The 16,676-nt window shown below is 66.5% G+C and carries 17 protein-coding genes; 10 read left to right on the top strand and 7 right to left on the bottom strand.

All coding sequences use genetic code 11. The annotated features are described in order from the left end of the window. Positions 1-20 precede the first annotated feature (20 nt). Entirely contained in the window at positions 21-794 is a 774-nt protein-coding gene (locus BLR19_RS12325) for a glutaminyl-peptide cyclotransferase (protein WP_091751462.1), read from the bottom strand. A gap of 5 nt (positions 795-799) precedes the next feature. Continuing rightward, a complete protein-coding gene (locus BLR19_RS12320) occupies positions 800-1,627 on the bottom strand; it encodes a TerC family protein (protein ID WP_055807309.1) in 828 nt (275 codons plus the stop codon). Positions 1,628-1,971: 344 nt separating this feature from the next. Here BLR19_RS12320 and BLR19_RS12315 point away from each other — a divergent pair, with 344 nt between their 5' ends. The 6 genes from BLR19_RS12315 (at position 1,972) to BLR19_RS12290 (ending at position 8,110) form a co-directional block, all read left to right on the top strand. Beyond that, positions 1,972-2,526 carry a F0F1 ATP synthase subunit delta gene (locus BLR19_RS12315; protein WP_091751459.1) on the top strand — a complete coding sequence of 185 codons (555 nt, stop codon included), beginning with the start codon at positions 1,972-1,974 and terminating at the stop codon, positions 2,524-2,526. Between the two features lie 72 nt (positions 2,527-2,598). Continuing rightward, positions 2,599-4,131 carry a F0F1 ATP synthase subunit alpha gene (atpA, locus tag BLR19_RS12310; RefSeq protein ID WP_055754289.1) on the top strand — a complete coding sequence of 511 codons (1,533 nt, stop codon included), beginning with the start codon at positions 2,599-2,601 and terminating at the stop codon, positions 4,129-4,131. Between the two features lie 33 nt (positions 4,132-4,164). Then, positions 4,165-5,043, top strand: a complete 879-nt coding sequence (locus tag BLR19_RS12305; RefSeq protein WP_066628192.1) for a F0F1 ATP synthase subunit gamma — start codon at positions 4,165-4,167, stop codon at positions 5,041-5,043. Positions 5,044-5,080: 37 nt separating this feature from the next. Then, positions 5,081-6,619 (top strand): F0F1 ATP synthase subunit beta, encoded by a 1,539-nt coding sequence (atpD, locus tag BLR19_RS12300; RefSeq protein WP_091751456.1) that lies wholly within the window; start codon positions 5,081-5,083, stop codon positions 6,617-6,619. Between the two features lie 2 nt (positions 6,620-6,621). Then, positions 6,622-6,891 carry an ATP synthase F1 subunit epsilon gene (locus BLR19_RS12295; RefSeq protein ID WP_039243854.1) on the top strand — a complete coding sequence of 90 codons (270 nt, stop codon included), beginning with the start codon at positions 6,622-6,624 and terminating at the stop codon, positions 6,889-6,891. An 85-nt stretch (positions 6,892-6,976) separates the two neighbouring features. Next, positions 6,977-8,110, top strand: a complete 1,134-nt coding sequence (locus tag BLR19_RS12290; RefSeq protein WP_091751453.1) for a serine hydrolase domain-containing protein — start codon at positions 6,977-6,979, stop codon at positions 8,108-8,110. On the opposite strand, the gene BLR19_RS12285 is transcribed toward BLR19_RS12290, so the two are convergent. From BLR19_RS12285 to BLR19_RS12275, 3 genes are read right to left on the bottom strand one after another with little or no spacing between them, the layout of a single operon-like run. Beyond that, a complete protein-coding gene (locus tag BLR19_RS12285; protein ID WP_091751450.1) occupies positions 8,095-9,609 on the bottom strand; it encodes a DHA2 family efflux MFS transporter permease subunit in 1,515 nt (504 codons plus the stop codon). The genes BLR19_RS12290 and BLR19_RS12285 overlap by 16 nt on opposite strands. Before the next feature lie 25 nt (positions 9,610-9,634). Further along, positions 9,635-10,561, bottom strand: coding sequence for an EamA family transporter RarD (gene rarD, locus BLR19_RS12280; protein ID WP_091751447.1), 927 nt, complete (start codon positions 10,559-10,561; stop codon positions 9,635-9,637). A gap of 15 nt (positions 10,562-10,576) precedes the next feature. Next, positions 10,577-11,623 carry an aspartate-semialdehyde dehydrogenase gene (locus BLR19_RS12275; RefSeq protein WP_055807329.1) on the bottom strand — a complete coding sequence of 349 codons (1,047 nt, stop codon included), beginning with the start codon at positions 11,621-11,623 and terminating at the stop codon, positions 10,577-10,579. Between the two features lie 143 nt (positions 11,624-11,766). Here BLR19_RS12275 and zapE point away from each other — a divergent pair, with 143 nt between their 5' ends. Both zapE and BLR19_RS12265 read left to right on the top strand, forming a co-directional pair. Beyond that, a complete protein-coding gene (zapE, locus tag BLR19_RS12270) occupies positions 11,767-12,858 on the top strand; it encodes a cell division protein ZapE (RefSeq protein WP_091751444.1) in 1,092 nt (363 codons plus the stop codon). 34 nt (positions 12,859-12,892) lie between these two features. Then, on the top strand, positions 12,893-13,393 hold the full coding sequence (locus BLR19_RS12265) for a YbjN domain-containing protein (RefSeq protein ID WP_091751441.1): 501 nt from the start codon (positions 12,893-12,895) through the stop codon (positions 13,391-13,393). A gap of 84 nt (positions 13,394-13,477) precedes the next feature. Here the strand turns inward: BLR19_RS12265 and mdh are convergent, their stop codons facing one another. Further along, a complete protein-coding gene (mdh, locus tag BLR19_RS12260) occupies positions 13,478-14,440 on the bottom strand; it encodes a malate dehydrogenase (protein WP_091751438.1) in 963 nt (320 codons plus the stop codon). A gap of 138 nt (positions 14,441-14,578) precedes the next feature. Here mdh and BLR19_RS12255 point away from each other — a divergent pair, with 138 nt between their 5' ends. Both BLR19_RS12255 and BLR19_RS12250 read left to right on the top strand, forming a co-directional pair. Next, complete coding sequence (locus BLR19_RS12255) at positions 14,579-15,436, top strand: SIMPL domain-containing protein (protein ID WP_091751435.1); 858 nt, start codon at positions 14,579-14,581, stop codon at positions 15,434-15,436. After that, positions 15,433-15,834 (top strand): HIT domain-containing protein, encoded by a 402-nt coding sequence (locus tag BLR19_RS12250; RefSeq protein WP_369818854.1) that lies wholly within the window; start codon positions 15,433-15,435, stop codon positions 15,832-15,834. Before BLR19_RS12255 ends, BLR19_RS12250 begins: the two co-directional genes overlap by 4 nt. Here the strand turns inward: BLR19_RS12250 and BLR19_RS12245 are convergent. Beyond that, on the bottom strand, positions 15,831-16,667 hold the full coding sequence (locus tag BLR19_RS12245; RefSeq protein ID WP_091751429.1) for an aldo/keto reductase: 837 nt from the start codon (positions 16,665-16,667) through the stop codon (positions 15,831-15,833). The genes BLR19_RS12250 and BLR19_RS12245 overlap by 4 nt on opposite strands. Between the last annotated feature and the right edge of the window lie 9 nt (positions 16,668-16,676).

The following is a 16,676-nucleotide window of genomic DNA, read 5'->3' as shown; positions in this document are numbered from 1 at the left end:
GCGTCCGGCCCTTTCGCTATCTAGCGCAGCTTGATCTCGAACAGTTGGGGCCAGCGTTTGCCGGTCACGAACAGCCGCTTGCCCGCCGCGTCCCAGGCGATGCCGTTCAGGACGTCGTCGTTCGGGTCCAGACCAATGTCCTTGGGGACTAGGGCGCTGAGGTCGATGAAGGCCTTCACCACGCCGGTCTCGGGATCGATGCGGGCGATGCGGTTGTCCTGCCAGATATTGGCGAAGACGTCGCCGTCGATCCATTCCAGCTCGTTGATCTGATCCAGCGGCCGGCCGTCGGCGGTGACGGAGACGCGGCCGGTCTCGGCCAGGGTTTCAGGGTCCAGAAAGCGCAGCTGATCGGTGCCGTCGCTCATGATCAGGCGGCGGCCGTCGGTGGTCAGGGCCCAGCCCTCGCCCGGATAGGAGAAGCCGCCTAGAGGCGAGAAATCGTCCAGCTTCCAGATGAAGCCGATGTAGTTGCGCCAGGTCAGGCTGTAGAGTTTGCCGTTCAGCGTGGTCATGCCCTCGCCGAAGTAGATGGTCGGCAGGTCGCGCTGACGCTCCACGCGGCCGGTCTCCAGATCGACCTTGCGGATGAAGGACGGATACAGGCCCGTGCTCTCGTAAAGGTCACCGTCGTGGAAGAAGAGGCCCTCGGTGAAGGCCCCCGTGTCGTGGGGATAGGCCCGGACGACCTCGAAGGACTGGACCGGCACTTCGGCCCCGACCGGCAGGGCGACGCCTGTCGTCAGCAGCAGACCGGCGACAAGGCCGGCGAGCCGGGACGACAGGCGCATCATGAGCCTCAGCCCCGCTCGGCGGCGGCTTCGGCCTCGGCCTTTTGCGCGCGGGCCTCGGCGGCGTTCGCCTCGCTGCGGGCCAGTTCGGCCTTTTCCTTCTTGGATGCGGATTTGCGACCCAGCATGTTCAACGCCTCAACACCGGCCGAGAAGGCCATTGCCGCATAGATGTAGCCCTTGGGCACATGATAGCCGAAGCCGTCGGCGATCAACACCATGCCGATCATCAGCAGGAAGCCGAGCGCCAGCATGACGACGCTGGGATTCTTGTTGATGAAGTTGGCCAGGGGGTCGGCGGCCAGCAGCATGACGGTCACGGCGACCAGAACGGCGACGACCATGATCGGCAGGTGCTCGGTCATGCCGACGGCCGTCAGGATCGAGTCGATCGAGAAGACGATGTCCAACAGGATGATCTGGAAGATGGCCGCGCCGGCGTTGGCGATGACCACGTCCTTCTTGTCCATGACATCGTGGCTGGGGGTGGGATCGACCGTGTGGTGGATTTCCTTGGTCGCCTTCCAGACCAGGAACAGACCGCCTGCAATCAGGATCAGGTCCTTCCACGAGAATTCATTGCCCATGACGGTGAAGACCGGCTGCACCAGACCGACCAGCCAGGCGATGATCGACAGCAGGGCCAGACGCATGATCAGCGCCAGGCCGATACCGATGCGCCGCACCTTCTGCCGCTGATGCTCGGGCAGTTTGTTCGACAGAATTGAGATGAAGATCAGGTTGTCGATGCCGAGCACGACCTCCATCACGATGAGGGTCACCAATGCGGCCCAGGCGGCCGGATCGGAGAGCAAGGGGGTTATGCTGTCGAGCATGGGGTTTCCTGGTGGAGGATAAAGCTTGAGCGGAAAGCGCTAGGGCCGACGCAGGTTCCGATCAAGCGATGGGGTGCGGCGTCATGGTCGCACCCCCCTGGGCGCGGTCGCCCTTCCTACGCTGTGCGGAAGGAAACGGGGGCGCGCTCTCGCCCTGCGGCATCGGTGCGCCTTCACGCAATGTTGCGAGCGGCGAAACCCCGTGCTATCAGGCGCCCGGCTTGAAGGGGGCGTATTTGCGGATACGGCCTCCGTCGTGCTTTCCGTAAGCATTTCAAGCTTTTGACCGTTGCGAGCCTCGCAGTCGGTTGCGACCCTGACACAACGACCTCGGACCCTAATCAGTGGCTGATGATTTCAGAACGACGGAAGTCGGCGATCGCTACGCACAGGCGCTGTTCGACCTGGCGCTGGAAACCGGCCGCCTGGACGCCGTCCGCGCCGACCTGAAGTCGCTGAAGGCGGCCTGGACCGAAAGCGCCGACCTGCGTCGCCTGGCCACCTCGCCCGTCATCGCCGCGCCGGACCAGGCCAAAGGTCTGGTGGCTATCGCCGCCAAGGCCAAGTTCGAGCAGACCACGACCAACTTCCTGGGTCTGCTAGGTCAGAACCATCGCGCCAAGGATCTGCCTGCCGTGATCGCCGGGTTCGAGGCGCGCTACGCAAAACACGCCGGCGTGGTCGCCGCCGAGGTCGTCTCGGCCCAGCCGCTGGACGCCAAACAGGTCGCCGCCATCACCGCCGCTCTGTCCAAGAGCCTGGGCAAGGCGCCGGAACTGACCGCGCGCGTCGATCCGTCGATCCTGGGCGGCCTGAAGGTCAAGGTCGGCTCGAAACTGTTCGACGCCTCGCTGAAGACCAAGCTCGACCAGATGAAGTTCGCCCTCAAGCGCGCCTAAACGCGCTCCCGCCACAACGAATGCGCGCCTGAACGGCGCACCCGCAGAAGACTGAAGAACAGAGAGCCCGTCATGGACATCCGCGCCGCTGAAATCTCGGCCATCCTCAAGTCCCAGATCGCCAACTTCGGCGTCGAAGCCGATGTCTCCGACGTCGGCAGCGTGCTGTCGGTCGGCGACGGCATCGCCCGCATCCACGGCCTGGACAATGTCCAAGCCGGTGAAATGGTCGAGTTCACCAAGGCCGGCGTGAAGGGCATGGCCCTGAACCTCGAGCGCGACAACGTGGGCGCCGTGATCTTCGGCGCCGACGCCGCCATCGCCGAGGGCGACGACGTGCGCCGCCTGGGCGAGATCGTGGACGTTCCGGTCGGCAAGGGTCTGCTGGGCCGCGTCGTCAACCCGCTGGGCGAGCCGATCGACGGCAAGGGCCCGATCCAGTTCACCGAACGCCGCCGCGTGGATGTCAAGGCGCCCGGCATCATCCCGCGCAAGTCGGTTCACGAGCCGATGCAAACCGGCCTGAAGGCCATCGACACCCTGATCCCCGTCGGCCGCGGCCAGCGCGAGCTGATCATCGGCGACCGTCAGGTCGGCAAGACCGCCGTCGCCGTCGACACCATCCTGAACCAGAAGAACGTCAACAAGACCGATGACGAGAGCGCCAAGCTCTACTGCATCTACGTCGCCATCGGTCAGAAGCGTTCGACCGTCGCCCAGATCGTCAAGACCCTCGAAGAGTCGGGCGCGCTGGAATACACGATCGTCGTCGCCGCCACGGCGTCGGAACCGGCCCCGCTGCAATTCCTGGCCCCGTTCGCCGGCACCGCCATGGGCGAGTTCTTCCGCGACAACGGCATGCACGCCCTGATCGTCTATGACGATCTGTCGAAACAGGCTGTCGCCTATCGCCAGATGTCGCTGCTGCTGCGCCGTCCGCCCGGCCGTGAAGCCTATCCGGGCGACGTCTTCTACCTGCACAGCCGCCTGCTGGAGCGTTCGGCCAAGCTGAACGAGGATTACGGTTCGGGCTCGATGACCGCCCTGCCGATCATCGAAACCCAGGCCAACGACGTCTCGGCCTACATCCCGACCAACGTGATCTCGATCACCGACGGTCAGATCTTCCTGGAATCGGACCTGTTCTATCAGGGCATCCGTCCGGCCGTGAACGTCGGCATCTCGGTGTCGCGCGTCGGCTCGTCGGCCCAGACCAAGGCGATGAAGAAGGTCGCCGGTTCGATCAAGGGCGAGCTGGCCCAGTATCGCGAGATGGCCGCCTTCGCCAAGTTCGGCTCGGACCTGGACGCCTCGACCCAGAAGCTGCTGGCGCGCGGAGCCCGTCTGACCGAACTGCTGAAGCAGCCGCAGTATTCGCCGCTGGCGATGGAAGAGCAGGTCGTCTCGGTCTACGCCGGCACGCGCGGTTACATCGACGGCATCGCCGTCGGCGACGTGGGCCGCTTCGAGAAGGAACTGCTGGCGCGCATCCATGCGAACCACGCCTCCTTGCTTGAAGGCATCCGCACCAAGAAGGACCTGACCTCGGACCTCGAAGCCGAGTTGAAGGACATCCTGGCCGCCTTCGTCAAGACCTTCGCCTGAACCCGTCTGGTAAGCTGAGAGAGTAAGCGCCGGATGGCCAGCCTCAAGGAAATGCGCAATCGGATCGGAAGCGTGAAAGCCACGCAGAAGATCACGAAAGCCATGCAGATGGTCGCCGCGGCCAAGCTGAAGCGCGCCCAGGACCAGGCCGAAAGCGCCCGGCCCTATGCCCAGAAGATGGCCTCGGTCATCGCCAACCTGGCTGCTGGCGTCTCGGGCGCCGACGCGCCCAAGATGCTGTCGGGCACCGGTCAGGACCAGCGTCACCTGATCGTCGTGGCAACAGCGGACAAGGGTCTGGCGGGCGGTTTCTCGACCAATGTCATCCGCGCCGCGCGCGAGCGGATCAACAGCCTGATCAATGCCGGCAAGGACGTGAAGATCATCGCCGTCGGCAAGAAGTCGCGCGATCAGCTGGCGCGTCTGTACGGCGACAAGGTGGTCCACACCTTCGAACTGTCGGACCACAAGACGATTGGCCTGCCGTCGGCCCAGCCGGTCGCCGAGATGATCGCCACGGCGTTCGAAGAGGGTCAGGCCGATGTGGTCACCCTGTTCTACAGCCAGTTCAAGTCGGTGATCCAACAGGTCCCGACGGCCAAGCAGCTGATCCCGGCCGTGGTCGAGGGCGACGCCCAGCCGATCGACCTGAACGGCGCGGTCTATGAGTACGAGCCCTCGGAAGAGGAAATCTTGGAAACCCTGCTGCCGCGCGCGCTGACGACCCAGATCCTGGCCGCGCTGTATGAGAACCAGGCCGGCTTCTTCGGCTCGCAGATGGCGGCGATGGACAACGCCACGCGCAATGCGGGCGACCTCATCAACGCCCTGACGCTGCAATACAATCGCAAGCGCCAAGCCCAGATCACCACCGAGCTGATCGAGATCATCGCCGGCGCCGAAGCCCTCTGATCCCGACCGAACAGACATTCCGATACGGACCCTGACCATGACCGACACCGTCGCCCCCAAGAAACCCGCCGCCAAGAAGCCCGCCGTCAAGAAGGCGCCTGTCGCCGCGGCCGCGCCCGGCGCGGCCGTCGCCACTGGCAAGATCGCCCAGGTCATCGGCGCCGTCGTCGACGTCGAGTTCGACGGCCACCTGCCGGCGATCCTGAACGCCCTGCACACCCAGAACATCGACCAGAAGACGGGCGAGCCTTTCACCCTGGTTCTGGAAGTCGCCCAGCACCTGGGTGAGAACATGGTCCGCGCCATCTCGATGGACACGACCGAAGGTCTGACGCGCGGCCAGCCCGTGACAGACACCGGCTCGTCGATCCAGGCGCCGGTCGGCCCCGGCACCCTGGGCCGCATCATGAACGTCGTCGGCCAGCCGATCGACGAAGCCGGCCCGATCGCCACCACCGAATACCGCCCGATCCACAAGGAAGCGCCCAGCTTCGAAGAGCAGTCGACCTCATCGGAAATCCTGGTCACGGGCATCAAGGTCATCGACCTGATGTGCCCCTACACCAAGGGCGGCAAGATCGGCCTGTTCGGCGGCGCCGGCGTGGGCAAGACCGTGACCATGCAGGAACTGATCAACAACATCGCCAAGGCGTACGGCGGTTATTCGGTTCTGGCCGGCGTGGGCGAGCGCACCCGCGAAGGCAACGACCTGTATCACGAGATGATCGAGTCCAACGTGAACGTGGACCCGTCCAAGAACGGCGGCTCGACCGAGGGCTCCAAGTGCGCCCTGGTGTACGGCCAGATGAACGAGCCCCCCGGCGCCCGCGCTCGCGTCGCCCTGACCGGCCTGTCGATCGCGGAATACTTCCGTGACGAAGAAGGCAAGGACGTGCTGCTGTTCGTCGACAACATCTTCCGCTTCACCCAAGCCGGTTCTGAAGTGTCGGCTCTCTTGGGCCGGATCCCCTCGGCCGTGGGCTATCAGCCAACGCTGGCCACCGAGATGGGCAACCTGCAGGAGCGCATCACCTCGACCAAGAAGGGTTCGATCACCTCGGTCCAGGCCATCTACGTGCCCGCCGACGACCTGACCGACCCGGCGCCCGCCGCCTCGTTCGCCCACTTGGACGCGACGACGGTTCTGAGCCGCGACATCGCCGCCCAGGCCATCTTCCCGGCCGTCGACCCGCTGGACTCGACCTCGCGGATCATGGACCCGCTGGTCATCGGCGACGAACACTACAACGTCGCCCGTTCGGTTCAGGAAGTGCTGCAGCAGTACAAGGGCCTGAAGGACATCATCGCCATCCTGGGCATGGACGAGCTGTCGGAAGAGGACAAGCTGGTCGTCTCGCGCGCCCGCAAGATCCAGCGCTTCCTGTCGCAGCCCTTCTTCGTGGCCGAACAGTTCACCAACTCGCCCGGCAAGTTCGTCGAGCTGGCCGACACAATCCGCTCCTTCAAGGGCATCGTCGCCGGTGAATACGACCACCTGCCGGAAGCCGCCTTCTACATGGTCGGCTCCATCGAAGAGGCCGTCGCCAAGGCCGAGAAGATGGCGTCGGAAGCCTGATCATGGCCGGCAAGCTGAACTTCTCCCTCGTCTCGCCGGAACGCGAGGTCTTTTCGGGCCTCGTGGACCAGGTCGATGCACCGGGCGTCGAGGGCGACTTCGGCGTTTTGCCGGACCACGCGCCCTTCATGACCGCCCTGCGTGAGGGTCTGGTGACCGTCTATAACAACGGCTCAAAGACCCAGTACGACGTCCACGGCGGCTTCGCCGACGTGAACGGCGAAGGCCTGACCATCCTGGCCGAACAGGCCACCGAGGTCGTCGCGGCCTGATCCTGGCGAAGGATCGAACGATTTGAGGCCTCCCGTTTCGGCGCGAGGCCTTTTTCGTGGGCGGCGGGCGCGCTAGGACCGGCCCATGACCGATCTCATCGACATCCACGGCGTTTGCGCACCCGATTATGAGGCCGTGCGCGAGGCCTTCGCCGCCAACTTCACCGAGGCACCCGAGGGGCTGAACGAGCAGGCGGCGCGGTTCAGCGTGCTGGTCAAGGGCGAAACGGTCGTCGATCTGTGGGCGGGCCATGCGGATACGGCCAGGACGACGCCGTTCACCGACGCCACCCTGACCTCGGTGTTTTCGACCGGCAAGGCGGTGATGGCCATCCTGATGGCGAGCGCGGTCGAGGCCGGGCAGATCGACTATGACCAGCCGGTCGCCTCGCTGTGGCCCGAGTTCGGCGCGGCGGGCAAGGCGGAGGTCACCGTCGCCCAGCTGATGAGCCACCAGTCGGGGCTACCGGGCTTTTCCGAGGCCGTCGATCCAACGATCTGGTTCGATGTGTCCGCGGTTCTGTCGCGTCTGGCGGCTCAGCAGCCGATGTGGGCGCCGGGCACCGCCTCGGGCTATCACCCGATCACCGTCGGCTATCTGGCCAATGAGGTCTATCGCCGCGCGACCGGCCGAACGATGGGCCAGGCGCTGCGCCAGGACTTCCCGGAGCTGGACCTGTGGATCGGCCTGCCCGAAAGCGAACACGGGCGCGTGGCGCAGATGCGCAAACCCACGGCGGCGCCCAGCCTGGGAGCCATCGATCCGATCAAACAGGCGGCCTTCCTGGATCGCGGCTCGGCGCCGGGCGGGCGCGGTTCGGCGGCCTGGCGCGAGATGGAGATTCCGTCGGCCAATCTGCACGGCACGGCCCTGGGGCTGGCGAAGATGCTTGGGGTGGTCGCTAATGGCGGCGTGCTGGACGGCCGGTCGGTGCTGTCGGCGGGAACCCTGGATCAGCTGACGCGCGAGCGCATTCATGGGCCGGACAAGGTGTTGCCCTACACGATCAGCTGGGCGGCGGGCCTGATGCGCAATGACGGGCTGAAGGTGTTCGGGCCGAACGACGCCTTTGGCCATTATGGCTGGGGCGGGTCGATGGCCATGGCCGATCCGTCGCGGAAGCTGTCGGCGGCCTATGTGATGACGCGCCAGTCGCCGCACCTGATCGGCGACCCTCGGCCCAAGCGGTTGCTGGACGCGCTTTACGCCGCCTTTTGAACCGGGCCGGGCGCGGTCAGCAAGCCGATCAGGCCGGCCAAGCCCGCGCAGCCGGCGCACGTCAGAATCACGGCCCGAAACGCCGCATGGAAGGTGTCGCGGACGACGGGCGTGATCTCGGCGCCCGACATGACCTGGGCCAGCTGGGCGCGCGCGTCAGGCAGGTTGGCGACCCCGGCGAAGACCGCAGACAGCACGAGGCCCAGGAGGGCGACGGCCAGAAGGCTGGCCACGCGCGCCACTGCATTGTTGACGCCCGAGGCCACGCCGGCGTGGCCCGCCTTGACGGCCCCCATCACCGTCGCCGTCAGCGGCCCGACCGCCAGGGTCATGCCGATCGCCAGCACCGTCATCCCCGCCAGCGGTCCGTCGACATAGCCCGCGCCCGGCGCAGGCACGGCGAGCAGCGCCAGTCCGATGCCGGCCAGGGCCGGCCCGACACTGAGCGACAGACGCGCGCCGAACCGATCGGCGACCCGACCCGCGAGGCCGGAGAACAGGCCCATGACGGCGGCGAAGGGCAGCATGGCGGCGCCGGCCTCGGTCGCGCTCCAGCCGTGAACCCGGATCAGATCGAAAGGCAGGAAGAACATCGCCCCGCCTAGGGCGAAATAGAGCAGTAGGGTCAGCAGATTGATCCCGCTGAACACGGAAGACGAAAACAGGCCCAGCGGCATCATCGGGTGGCTCTGGCGCGCCTCGGCCCAGACGAAGGCGACCAGCAGCGCCGCGCCCACGACCAGTCCGGCGAGGATGACGGGCGATGCGAACCCCAGATCGGGCGCGGCGGTCAGGGCCCAGGTCAGGGCGCCCAGCCCGGCGACCGCCAGAACCGCGCCCAGACCGTCCAGACCGCGCGCGTCGGGATCGCGGCTCTCGGGCGTGGCGGCCAGGGTCACGAGGGCGGTCAGGATCGCCAGCGGGACGTTGATCCAGAAGATGGCGCGCCAGTCAGCGGCGTCGGCCAGCCAACCCCCGATCAGCGGTCCGACCATGCCGGTCAGGGCGCCGAAGCCGGCCCAGGTTCCAAAGGCCTTGCCTCGCTCCTCAGGCGGGAAGGTCGCGCCGATCACCGCCAGGGCGCCGGGCGTCAGCAGGGCCGCGCCGATCCCCTGGATCGCCCGGCCGGCGACCAAGCCCTGGACAGTGGGCGCCAGGGCGCAGCCGATGGAGGCCAGGGCGAAGATCGCGACCCCGATCAGAAAGACCCGCCGCCGTCCGAACCGATCACCGGCCGCGCCGCCGATCAGAACGAGAGCGCCTAGGGTCAGCAGATAGGCGTTCGACACCCACTGGACCGCCGCCGTGCCGGCCGCGAGATCCCGCTGTACGGCGGGCAGGGCGACGCCCAGCGCCGAGCCGTCGATGAAGGTCAGGCTGGAGCCCAGCACCGTCGCGGCCAGCACCCAGCGTTTGCGCGCCGCCGACAGCGGATGGGCCGGTTCGGCGGCGGCGTGGACCTGTCCGCCTTCGCAGGGGCCCGGTTGGGCGGTCGTCATGGCCTCGCCTCCGTGTGGGCGAAGGCTACGCCGGTTCCGCCGTGGTCTTCAACGCCTCGCGTGCGGCGCGGCTGCGATTGAAGGCGGCCAGGGCGAAGACGCCGGCGCCGGCCCAGATGAAGACGAAGGACACGATCCGCAGCAGGGTCAGCGGCTCGCCGGTCGCCACGCCGCAGGCGAACTGAAGCGTCGGGGCCAGGAACTGGATGAAACCGACCGTGGACAGGGGCAGACGCCGCGCCGACCAGGCGAACAGCGCCAGCGGGATCACGGTGGCCGGGCCGTTCACCAGCGCCCAGATCAGGCCGGAGGGCGATGAAAATCCGACCGCCTGACCGTGGGTGGTCAACCAGGCCAGGAAGACCGCGCCGATGGGCAGAAGCACCAGACATTCTACGAACAGACCAGTCTGGGCCGAGGCGGGCACACGCTTTCGGATCACCGCATAGGCGCAGAAGGTGACGGCCAAGGTCAGGCCGATGATCGGCACATGGCCCAGGGCGATCGTCTGGATCACGACCCCGATGGCGGCCAGACCGATGGCGAGCGCGCTCCAGCGGTCGATCTTCTCGCGGAACAGCACGGCGCCGGCCGCCATGTTGAGCAAGGGATTGATATAGTAGCCGAGGCTGGCCTCCAGCGTCGCGTGATGCGTGGTGGCGAAGACGTAGAGACTCCAGTTGGTGCCGATCAGCAGCGCGGACAGGGCCAGCCAGGCCAGGGTGCGCGGCGTGGCCAGCACCCGGCGCGCCTCGCCCCATTGCCCGGCCAGCAGCAGGACCAGGCCGGCAACGAAAACAGACCAGACCGCCCGATGCGCCAGGATTTCGGGCGCGCCGAAGCCGTGCGCCGCCATCGCCATGAAGAGCAGCGGCAGCAGCCCCCACAGGGTGTAGCAGGCGATGGCCGTACCGACGGCGCGGCCGTCGGCAGGGGTTGCGTCGGCGTTCATGACGGTTGAGACCGCCTAGACCGTGATCGAACGATATCCCGACGACGACTTGATCACGCCGGTCTCGTCCAGCAGCTGGGCGATCTGCACCGCGTTGAGGGCGGCGCCCTTACGCAGGTTGTCGGACACGACCCAAAGGTTCAGGCCGTTCTCGACGGTCGTGTCCTTGCGGATGCGGCTGACATAGACGGCGTGTTCGCTGGCCGCGTCGACGGGGGTGATATAGCCGTCGTGCTCCTGCTTATCGATGACCAGCACGCCGGGCGCCTCGCGCAGGATGGCGCGGGCCTCGTCGGGTTCGATGGGGCGGTCGAACTCCACATTCACGGCCTCGGAGTGACCCACGAAGACGGGCACGCGCACGCAGGTGACGGTGACCTTGATGTCGGGGTCCAGCATCTTGTGCGTCTCGTCCGACATCTTCTTCTCCTCGTCGGTGGAGCCGTCCTCGAGGAAGGAGCCGATGTAGGGGATGACGTTGAAGGCGATCTGTTTGGGGAACTTCTTGGGCGTGGCGTCGCCCAGGCCGTAGATGGCCTTGGTCTGGTTCCACAGCTCGTCCATGCCTTCCTTACCGGCGCCAGACACCGACTGATAGGTCGAGACCACGACTCGCTTGATCTTGGCCGCATCGTGCAGCGGCTTCAGCGCCGTCACCAGCTGGATGGTCGAGCAATTGGGGTTGGCGATGATGTTCTTCTTGGTCGCGTCCTTGATGGCGTCCGGATTCACCTCGGGCACGATCAGCGGCACGTCGGGGTCCTTGCGGAAGGCCGAGGAGTTGTCGATCACGATAGGACCGGCCTTGCCGATCTTCTCGGACCATTCCTTGGACACCGCGCCGCCGGCGGACATCAGGACGATATCGACCTTGGAGAAGTCGAACTGCTCGATGTCCTGGCATTTGATGGTCTTGTCGCCGAAGGAGACCTCGACCCCCTTGGACTTGCGCGAGGCGATGGCGTGGATTTCGTCGACGGGGAATTCCAGCTCCTCGAGGATGTTCAGCATTTCGCGGCCCACATTGCCCGTGGCTCCGACGATGGCGACGCGATAACCCATGATGCTTGGTCCTTCGGACGCGCTAACGCTCGGCTCAGCGGAGCCTTGCTGCTTGAGCGCGGTTTGGTGTGTGCTGTGCATTTAGGCGTTCGCAGCCGCGAAGCAATCGCTTTTCACTGTGCCGGGCTTTAAGCAGTCCTCCCATGACCTCCCGTATCCGCAACGCTTACGACATCCGCGTGGAAGAGGGCGTGCTGACGCCGGATGCGGCGCAGGAGAGCGTGATCACGGCGCTGGAGCGGCTGGAGGTCGATCTGGCCAAACGCGGCCTGTTCGGCAAGGCGCCGGAGGTGCGGGGCGTCTATCTCTACGGCCCGCCCGGACGCGGCAAGTCGATGCTGATGGACCTGTTCTATTCGGCGACGCCCGAACCGCGAAAGACGCGCGCCCACTTTCACGCCTTCATGGCCCGTATCCACGACCTGGTGAAACAGTGGCGCGAGGGGGATGCGAAGACCCGCAAGGCCGTGTTCGGAACGCATAAGGGCGACGACCCCATCCCGCCGATCGCGAAGCTGATCGCGTCGGAAGCCCGGCTGCTGTGTTTCGACGAATTGCAGGTCACCGACATCGCCGACGCCATGATCCTGGGCCGGTTGTTCGAAGCCTTGTTTGAGGATCGGGTGGTGCTGGCCATCACCTCGAACCGCGCGCCGGAGGAGCTCTACAAGAACGGCATCAACCGCCAGCTCTTCCTGCCCTTCATCGATATCATCCGCGAGCGCTGCGTGGTCGTGGAGACGGCCGGGGCGCGCGACTGGCGGTTGGATCGGATGACCTCGGCCCAGGTCTGGCACACGCCGGACGACCGCGCGGCGTTCGAGGCGTTATGGCGCGAGCTGAAGGGGGGCGAACCGGAAGAACCGGCGCATCTGACCGTGCTGGGTCGCGATGTGGTGGTGGAGCGCACCGTGGGGTCGATGGCGCGGGCGACGTTTGCGGAGCTGTGCGCCAGGCCGCTGGGGCCGCAGGACTATCTGGCCATCGCCCAGCGGTTCCACACCCTGTTCCTGGAGGACGTGCCGATCCTGAGTTCGGCCAACCACCACGAGGCGCGGCGTCTGGTGACCCTGGTGGACGCCCTCTATGAGGCCAAGACCAAGCTGATCGTGCTGGCGGCGGCCAAGCCGGAGGCCCTCTATACCGAAGGGGTGGGGGCGTTCGAGTTCGAGCGCACCGTGTCGCGCTTCAATGAAATGCAGAGCAAGGACTGGCTGGCGCACGTCCGCGACTGACGGCTAGGGTAGGGCTGACCCTCGGAGTGTTTCCATGCGCCGTCTCGCCCTCGCTGCCGCCCTTTCGTTGACCTTATCGCCGCTGACGGCGGGAGGAGCGTTCGCCCAAACGGCGCCGGCTGCGGCCAGTCGCGGGCTGACGCCGGCCGAGGTCGCGACGTGGATCACCGGGCTGGGCGGGCGGGTCGGGCCTGTGCAGACCGAGAACGGCCTGACCTTCTTCACCGTGACCAATGCGGGCCTGACCTGGGCGGTCTTCTTCTATGGCTGCGAGGCGTCTCGCTGCGGCGAGGTTCAGTTCAGCGCCGTTGTGCCGGGCGCCGGCGCGACGCTGGACAAGGTGAACGCCTGGAACCGCGACAACCGCTATCTGAAAGCCTTCCACACCGCGGCCGAAACGCCGACCGCGACGGTGCAGTACGATGTCGTCGTGCTGTCGGGCGAAGGCGTGAAGCAAATGGCGGACCCGCTGACGGTTTGGCTGCAACTGCTGCCGAAGTTTGCGGGCCAGATGGGATACGTCGCGCCGCGATGAGCTCCCTCTCCCAATGGGAGAAGGGACAAAAAAAGGGCCTGCGGATCGCTCCGCAGGCCCTTCGTCATTTGATCGTCGCGCGGCTTACGCCAGCGAGCCGTCGATATCTTTACAGGCCTGCAGCAGGCCCTGGACCGAGGCGACGGACTTTTCGAACATCGCCTTTTCTTCGTCGTTGGTGGTGAACTCGACGATCTTCTCGACGCCGCCGGCGCCGATCAGGGCGGGGACGCCGACGTAGATGTCCGACAGGCCGTATTCGCCCGACAGCCAGACGGCGCAGGGCAGGACGCGCTTCTGGTCCAGCAGATAGGATTTGGCCATGGCGATGGCGGATTCAGCCGGGGCGTAGAAGGCCGATCCGGTCTTCAGCAGGGCCACGATCTCGCCGCCGCCCTTGCGGGTGCGCTCGACGATGGCGTCCAGTTCGTCCTGCGACAGGAAGCCGGCGGCGACGGCGTCCGGCAGGGGCAGGCCGCCGACGGTCGAGTGGCGCACCATCGGCACCATGTCGTCGCCGTGACCGCCCAGGGTCCAGGCGTGGATGTCCTGCACCGACACGCCGGTCTTTTCAGCCAGGAAGTAGGCGAAGCGAGCCGAGTCCAGCACGCCGGCCATGCCGACCACCTTCTCCTTCGGCAGGCCCGAGAACTTCTGCAGGGCCCAGACCATGGCGTCGAGCGGGTTGGTGATGCAGATGACGAAGGCGTTGGGGGCGTGGGCCTTGATGCCCTCGCCGACGGCCTTCATGACCTTCAGGTTGATGCCGATCAGGTCGTCGCGGCTCATGCCCGGCTTGCGCGGCACGCCGGCGGTGACGATGCAGACGTCTGCGCCCGCGATGTCGGCATAGTCGTTGGCGCCCTTCAGGGCCACGTCCTGGCCGAAGACGGCCGAGGCCTCGGCGATGTCCAGCGCCTTGCCCTGCGGGGTGCCTTCGGCGATGTCGAACAGGATCACGTCGCCCAGGGCTTCGCGCGCGGCCACGTGGGCCAGGGTTCCGCCGATCATGCCGGCGCCGATAAGGGCGATCTTCGCGCGAGCCATGGATGTCTCCGTTTATTGCGTGTGCGAAAGGGGATTAATCGTGCGGGCGGTCTAGACCCCTCGCGCGGCTGTCGCAAGAACCTCGCTTTACGGCCTTGGTCAGGCTTGCGAAGGTCCGGCGAAAACCGGAGGATTTCGATGCGCCGTTCATTCGCTTTCGCCCTGCTGCTGGCGTCGGTCGCCACGCCTGTGCTGGCCCAGACGCCGCCCGCGACCATCGGCGACCGCTATATTCCCGCACCTTGGTGGATGCGCGATCCGGTCATCGCCTCCGTCGGCCAGGTGCGGGTGGAGATTCAGGCCAACCGCGCCTTCGTTTCGGCCAGCTTCCAGTCGGTGGACCGCAGCGTCGCCGAGGCCTCGCGCGCCGCCGCCGATCAGGTTCGGGCGCTGAGCCAGGCCTTGTCGGCCTATGGGGCGGACAAGGTGCGCGTCGAGACCAGCGTCACCACGCGGCCGCTCTATGACCAGTACCGCGACGAAAACGGGGTGATGCGCGACAACACCCGCGCCGACCGCGTGGCCCGCTATCAGGCCGACGCCTCGGTCAATGTGACGGTGCGCGATGTGCGCCTGATCGAGCGGGTCTATGCGACCATCGTGGCTTCGCGTCCGACCTCGATCGGACAAGTCAATTTCAACCTGGACCCCGACAACAGCTGGAAGGCCAATCTGCAGGCCGAGGCGATGAAGGATGCGCGACGTCGGGCCGAGGCGGCGGCGACCAACGCCGGCGCGACCCTGGGCCGGGTCAAGATCATCGATCCGTCGGGCCGAGTCTGCCAGACGGACGTGCTGGCGGGCTGGCCTTCATACGCCGCAGGGGGCGGGCAGGAGACGACGGTGGACGACATCGTCGTGACGGGGTCGCGCATGGCCTATGCACCCCCGCCTCCGCCGCCTAGCGAGGCCCAGATCGAGGCGGCTCGGCTGGCGCTGCAACCGCCCTTGCAGGTGATGACCGACAGCGCCTGCGTCATCTACGGGCTGAATTGATGGGGTTCGAGGTCGCGCCGGCCTTCGAGGCAGGATCGGTCGCCGCTGTCGAATGGCCGCTGTGCCATGTGCGGCTTCAGGACGACGCCCGCTTTCCTTGGCTGATCCTGATCCCGCGCGTCGAGGGCGCAGTGGAGCTGGAGGATCTGAGCGTCGAACAGCGAGCCGTGTTGATGGAGGAGACGGTGCGGGCCGGGGCGCTGGTTCGGCGGCTGGGTGCGGTCGAAAAGCTGAACGTCGGCGCCATCGGCAATGTGACGGCGCAGCTGCATGTCCATGTGGTCGGCCGCCGCCGCGACGACGGTCTCTGGCCCGATCCGGTCTGGGGTCGCGGACCGGTTATTCCGTATGCGGACGGTGAGCGGGCGCGGCGGCTGACGATCGTCTCCGGCGGCTAGATGATATCCAGCGGCACGGCGTGTCTCGGGGGCGGGAAGGCCGCATCCAGCCGTTCCAGGTCTTCCAGGTCGAACTGGATGTCCAGGGCGTCGGCGTTGGCCTCGACGTGTTCAACCGAACTGGCCTTGGGGATGGCGATGACGCCGTCGTGGCGCAGGACGGCGGCCAGCGCCACCTGGGCCGGGCTGGCGGAATGGCGATTGGCGATGTCGCGGATCAGGGGCTGCTCCAGCAGTTCGCCGCGCCCAAGCGGCGAATAGGCCATCATCGGCATGTCGCGCGCCTGCATCCACGGGAAGAGGTCGAACTCCACCCCGCGTGAGGCGAGATTATAGAGCAGCTGGTTGACGGCGCAGTCCTCGCCCCCCTCGATCTCCATCAACTGCTCCATGGCGCGCAGGTCCAGGTTCGACACGCCCCAGCGGGCGATCATCCCTTCGTCGACCAGGTCGCGGAACGCTTCGACGGTCTCTTCCAGCGGAACATGGCCTTCCCAGTGCAGCAAGTAGAGGTCCAGCCGCTCGACACCGAGCCGTTCCAGCGACTTCTCGCAGGCCAGCATCATCTTCATCTCCGACGCGTTCTCGGGCCGGACCTTGGAGACCAGAAAGACCTCATCGCGGCGTCCGGCGATGACCTCGCCCACCAGCCGTTCCGAGCGGCCGTCGCCATAGAGTTCAGCCGTGTCGATCAGGGTCATGCCCAGGTCGATGCCGCGCGCCAGGGCCTGCTGCTCCTCATCGCGCCAGGCCGGGTCGTCGCCCAGCTCCCAGGTGCCTTGGCCGAGGGCGGGAACGGTCGTACCGTCCGCAAAAGTGACGAGGCGGGTCATGTCCGTCCT

It is taken from the genome of Brevundimonas sp. 374, from assembly GCF_900102995.1.
GTDB lineage: Bacteria > Pseudomonadota > Alphaproteobacteria > Caulobacterales > Caulobacteraceae > Brevundimonas > Brevundimonas vesicularis_C.
This window is presented reverse-complemented; position numbering and strand designations above follow the sequence as displayed.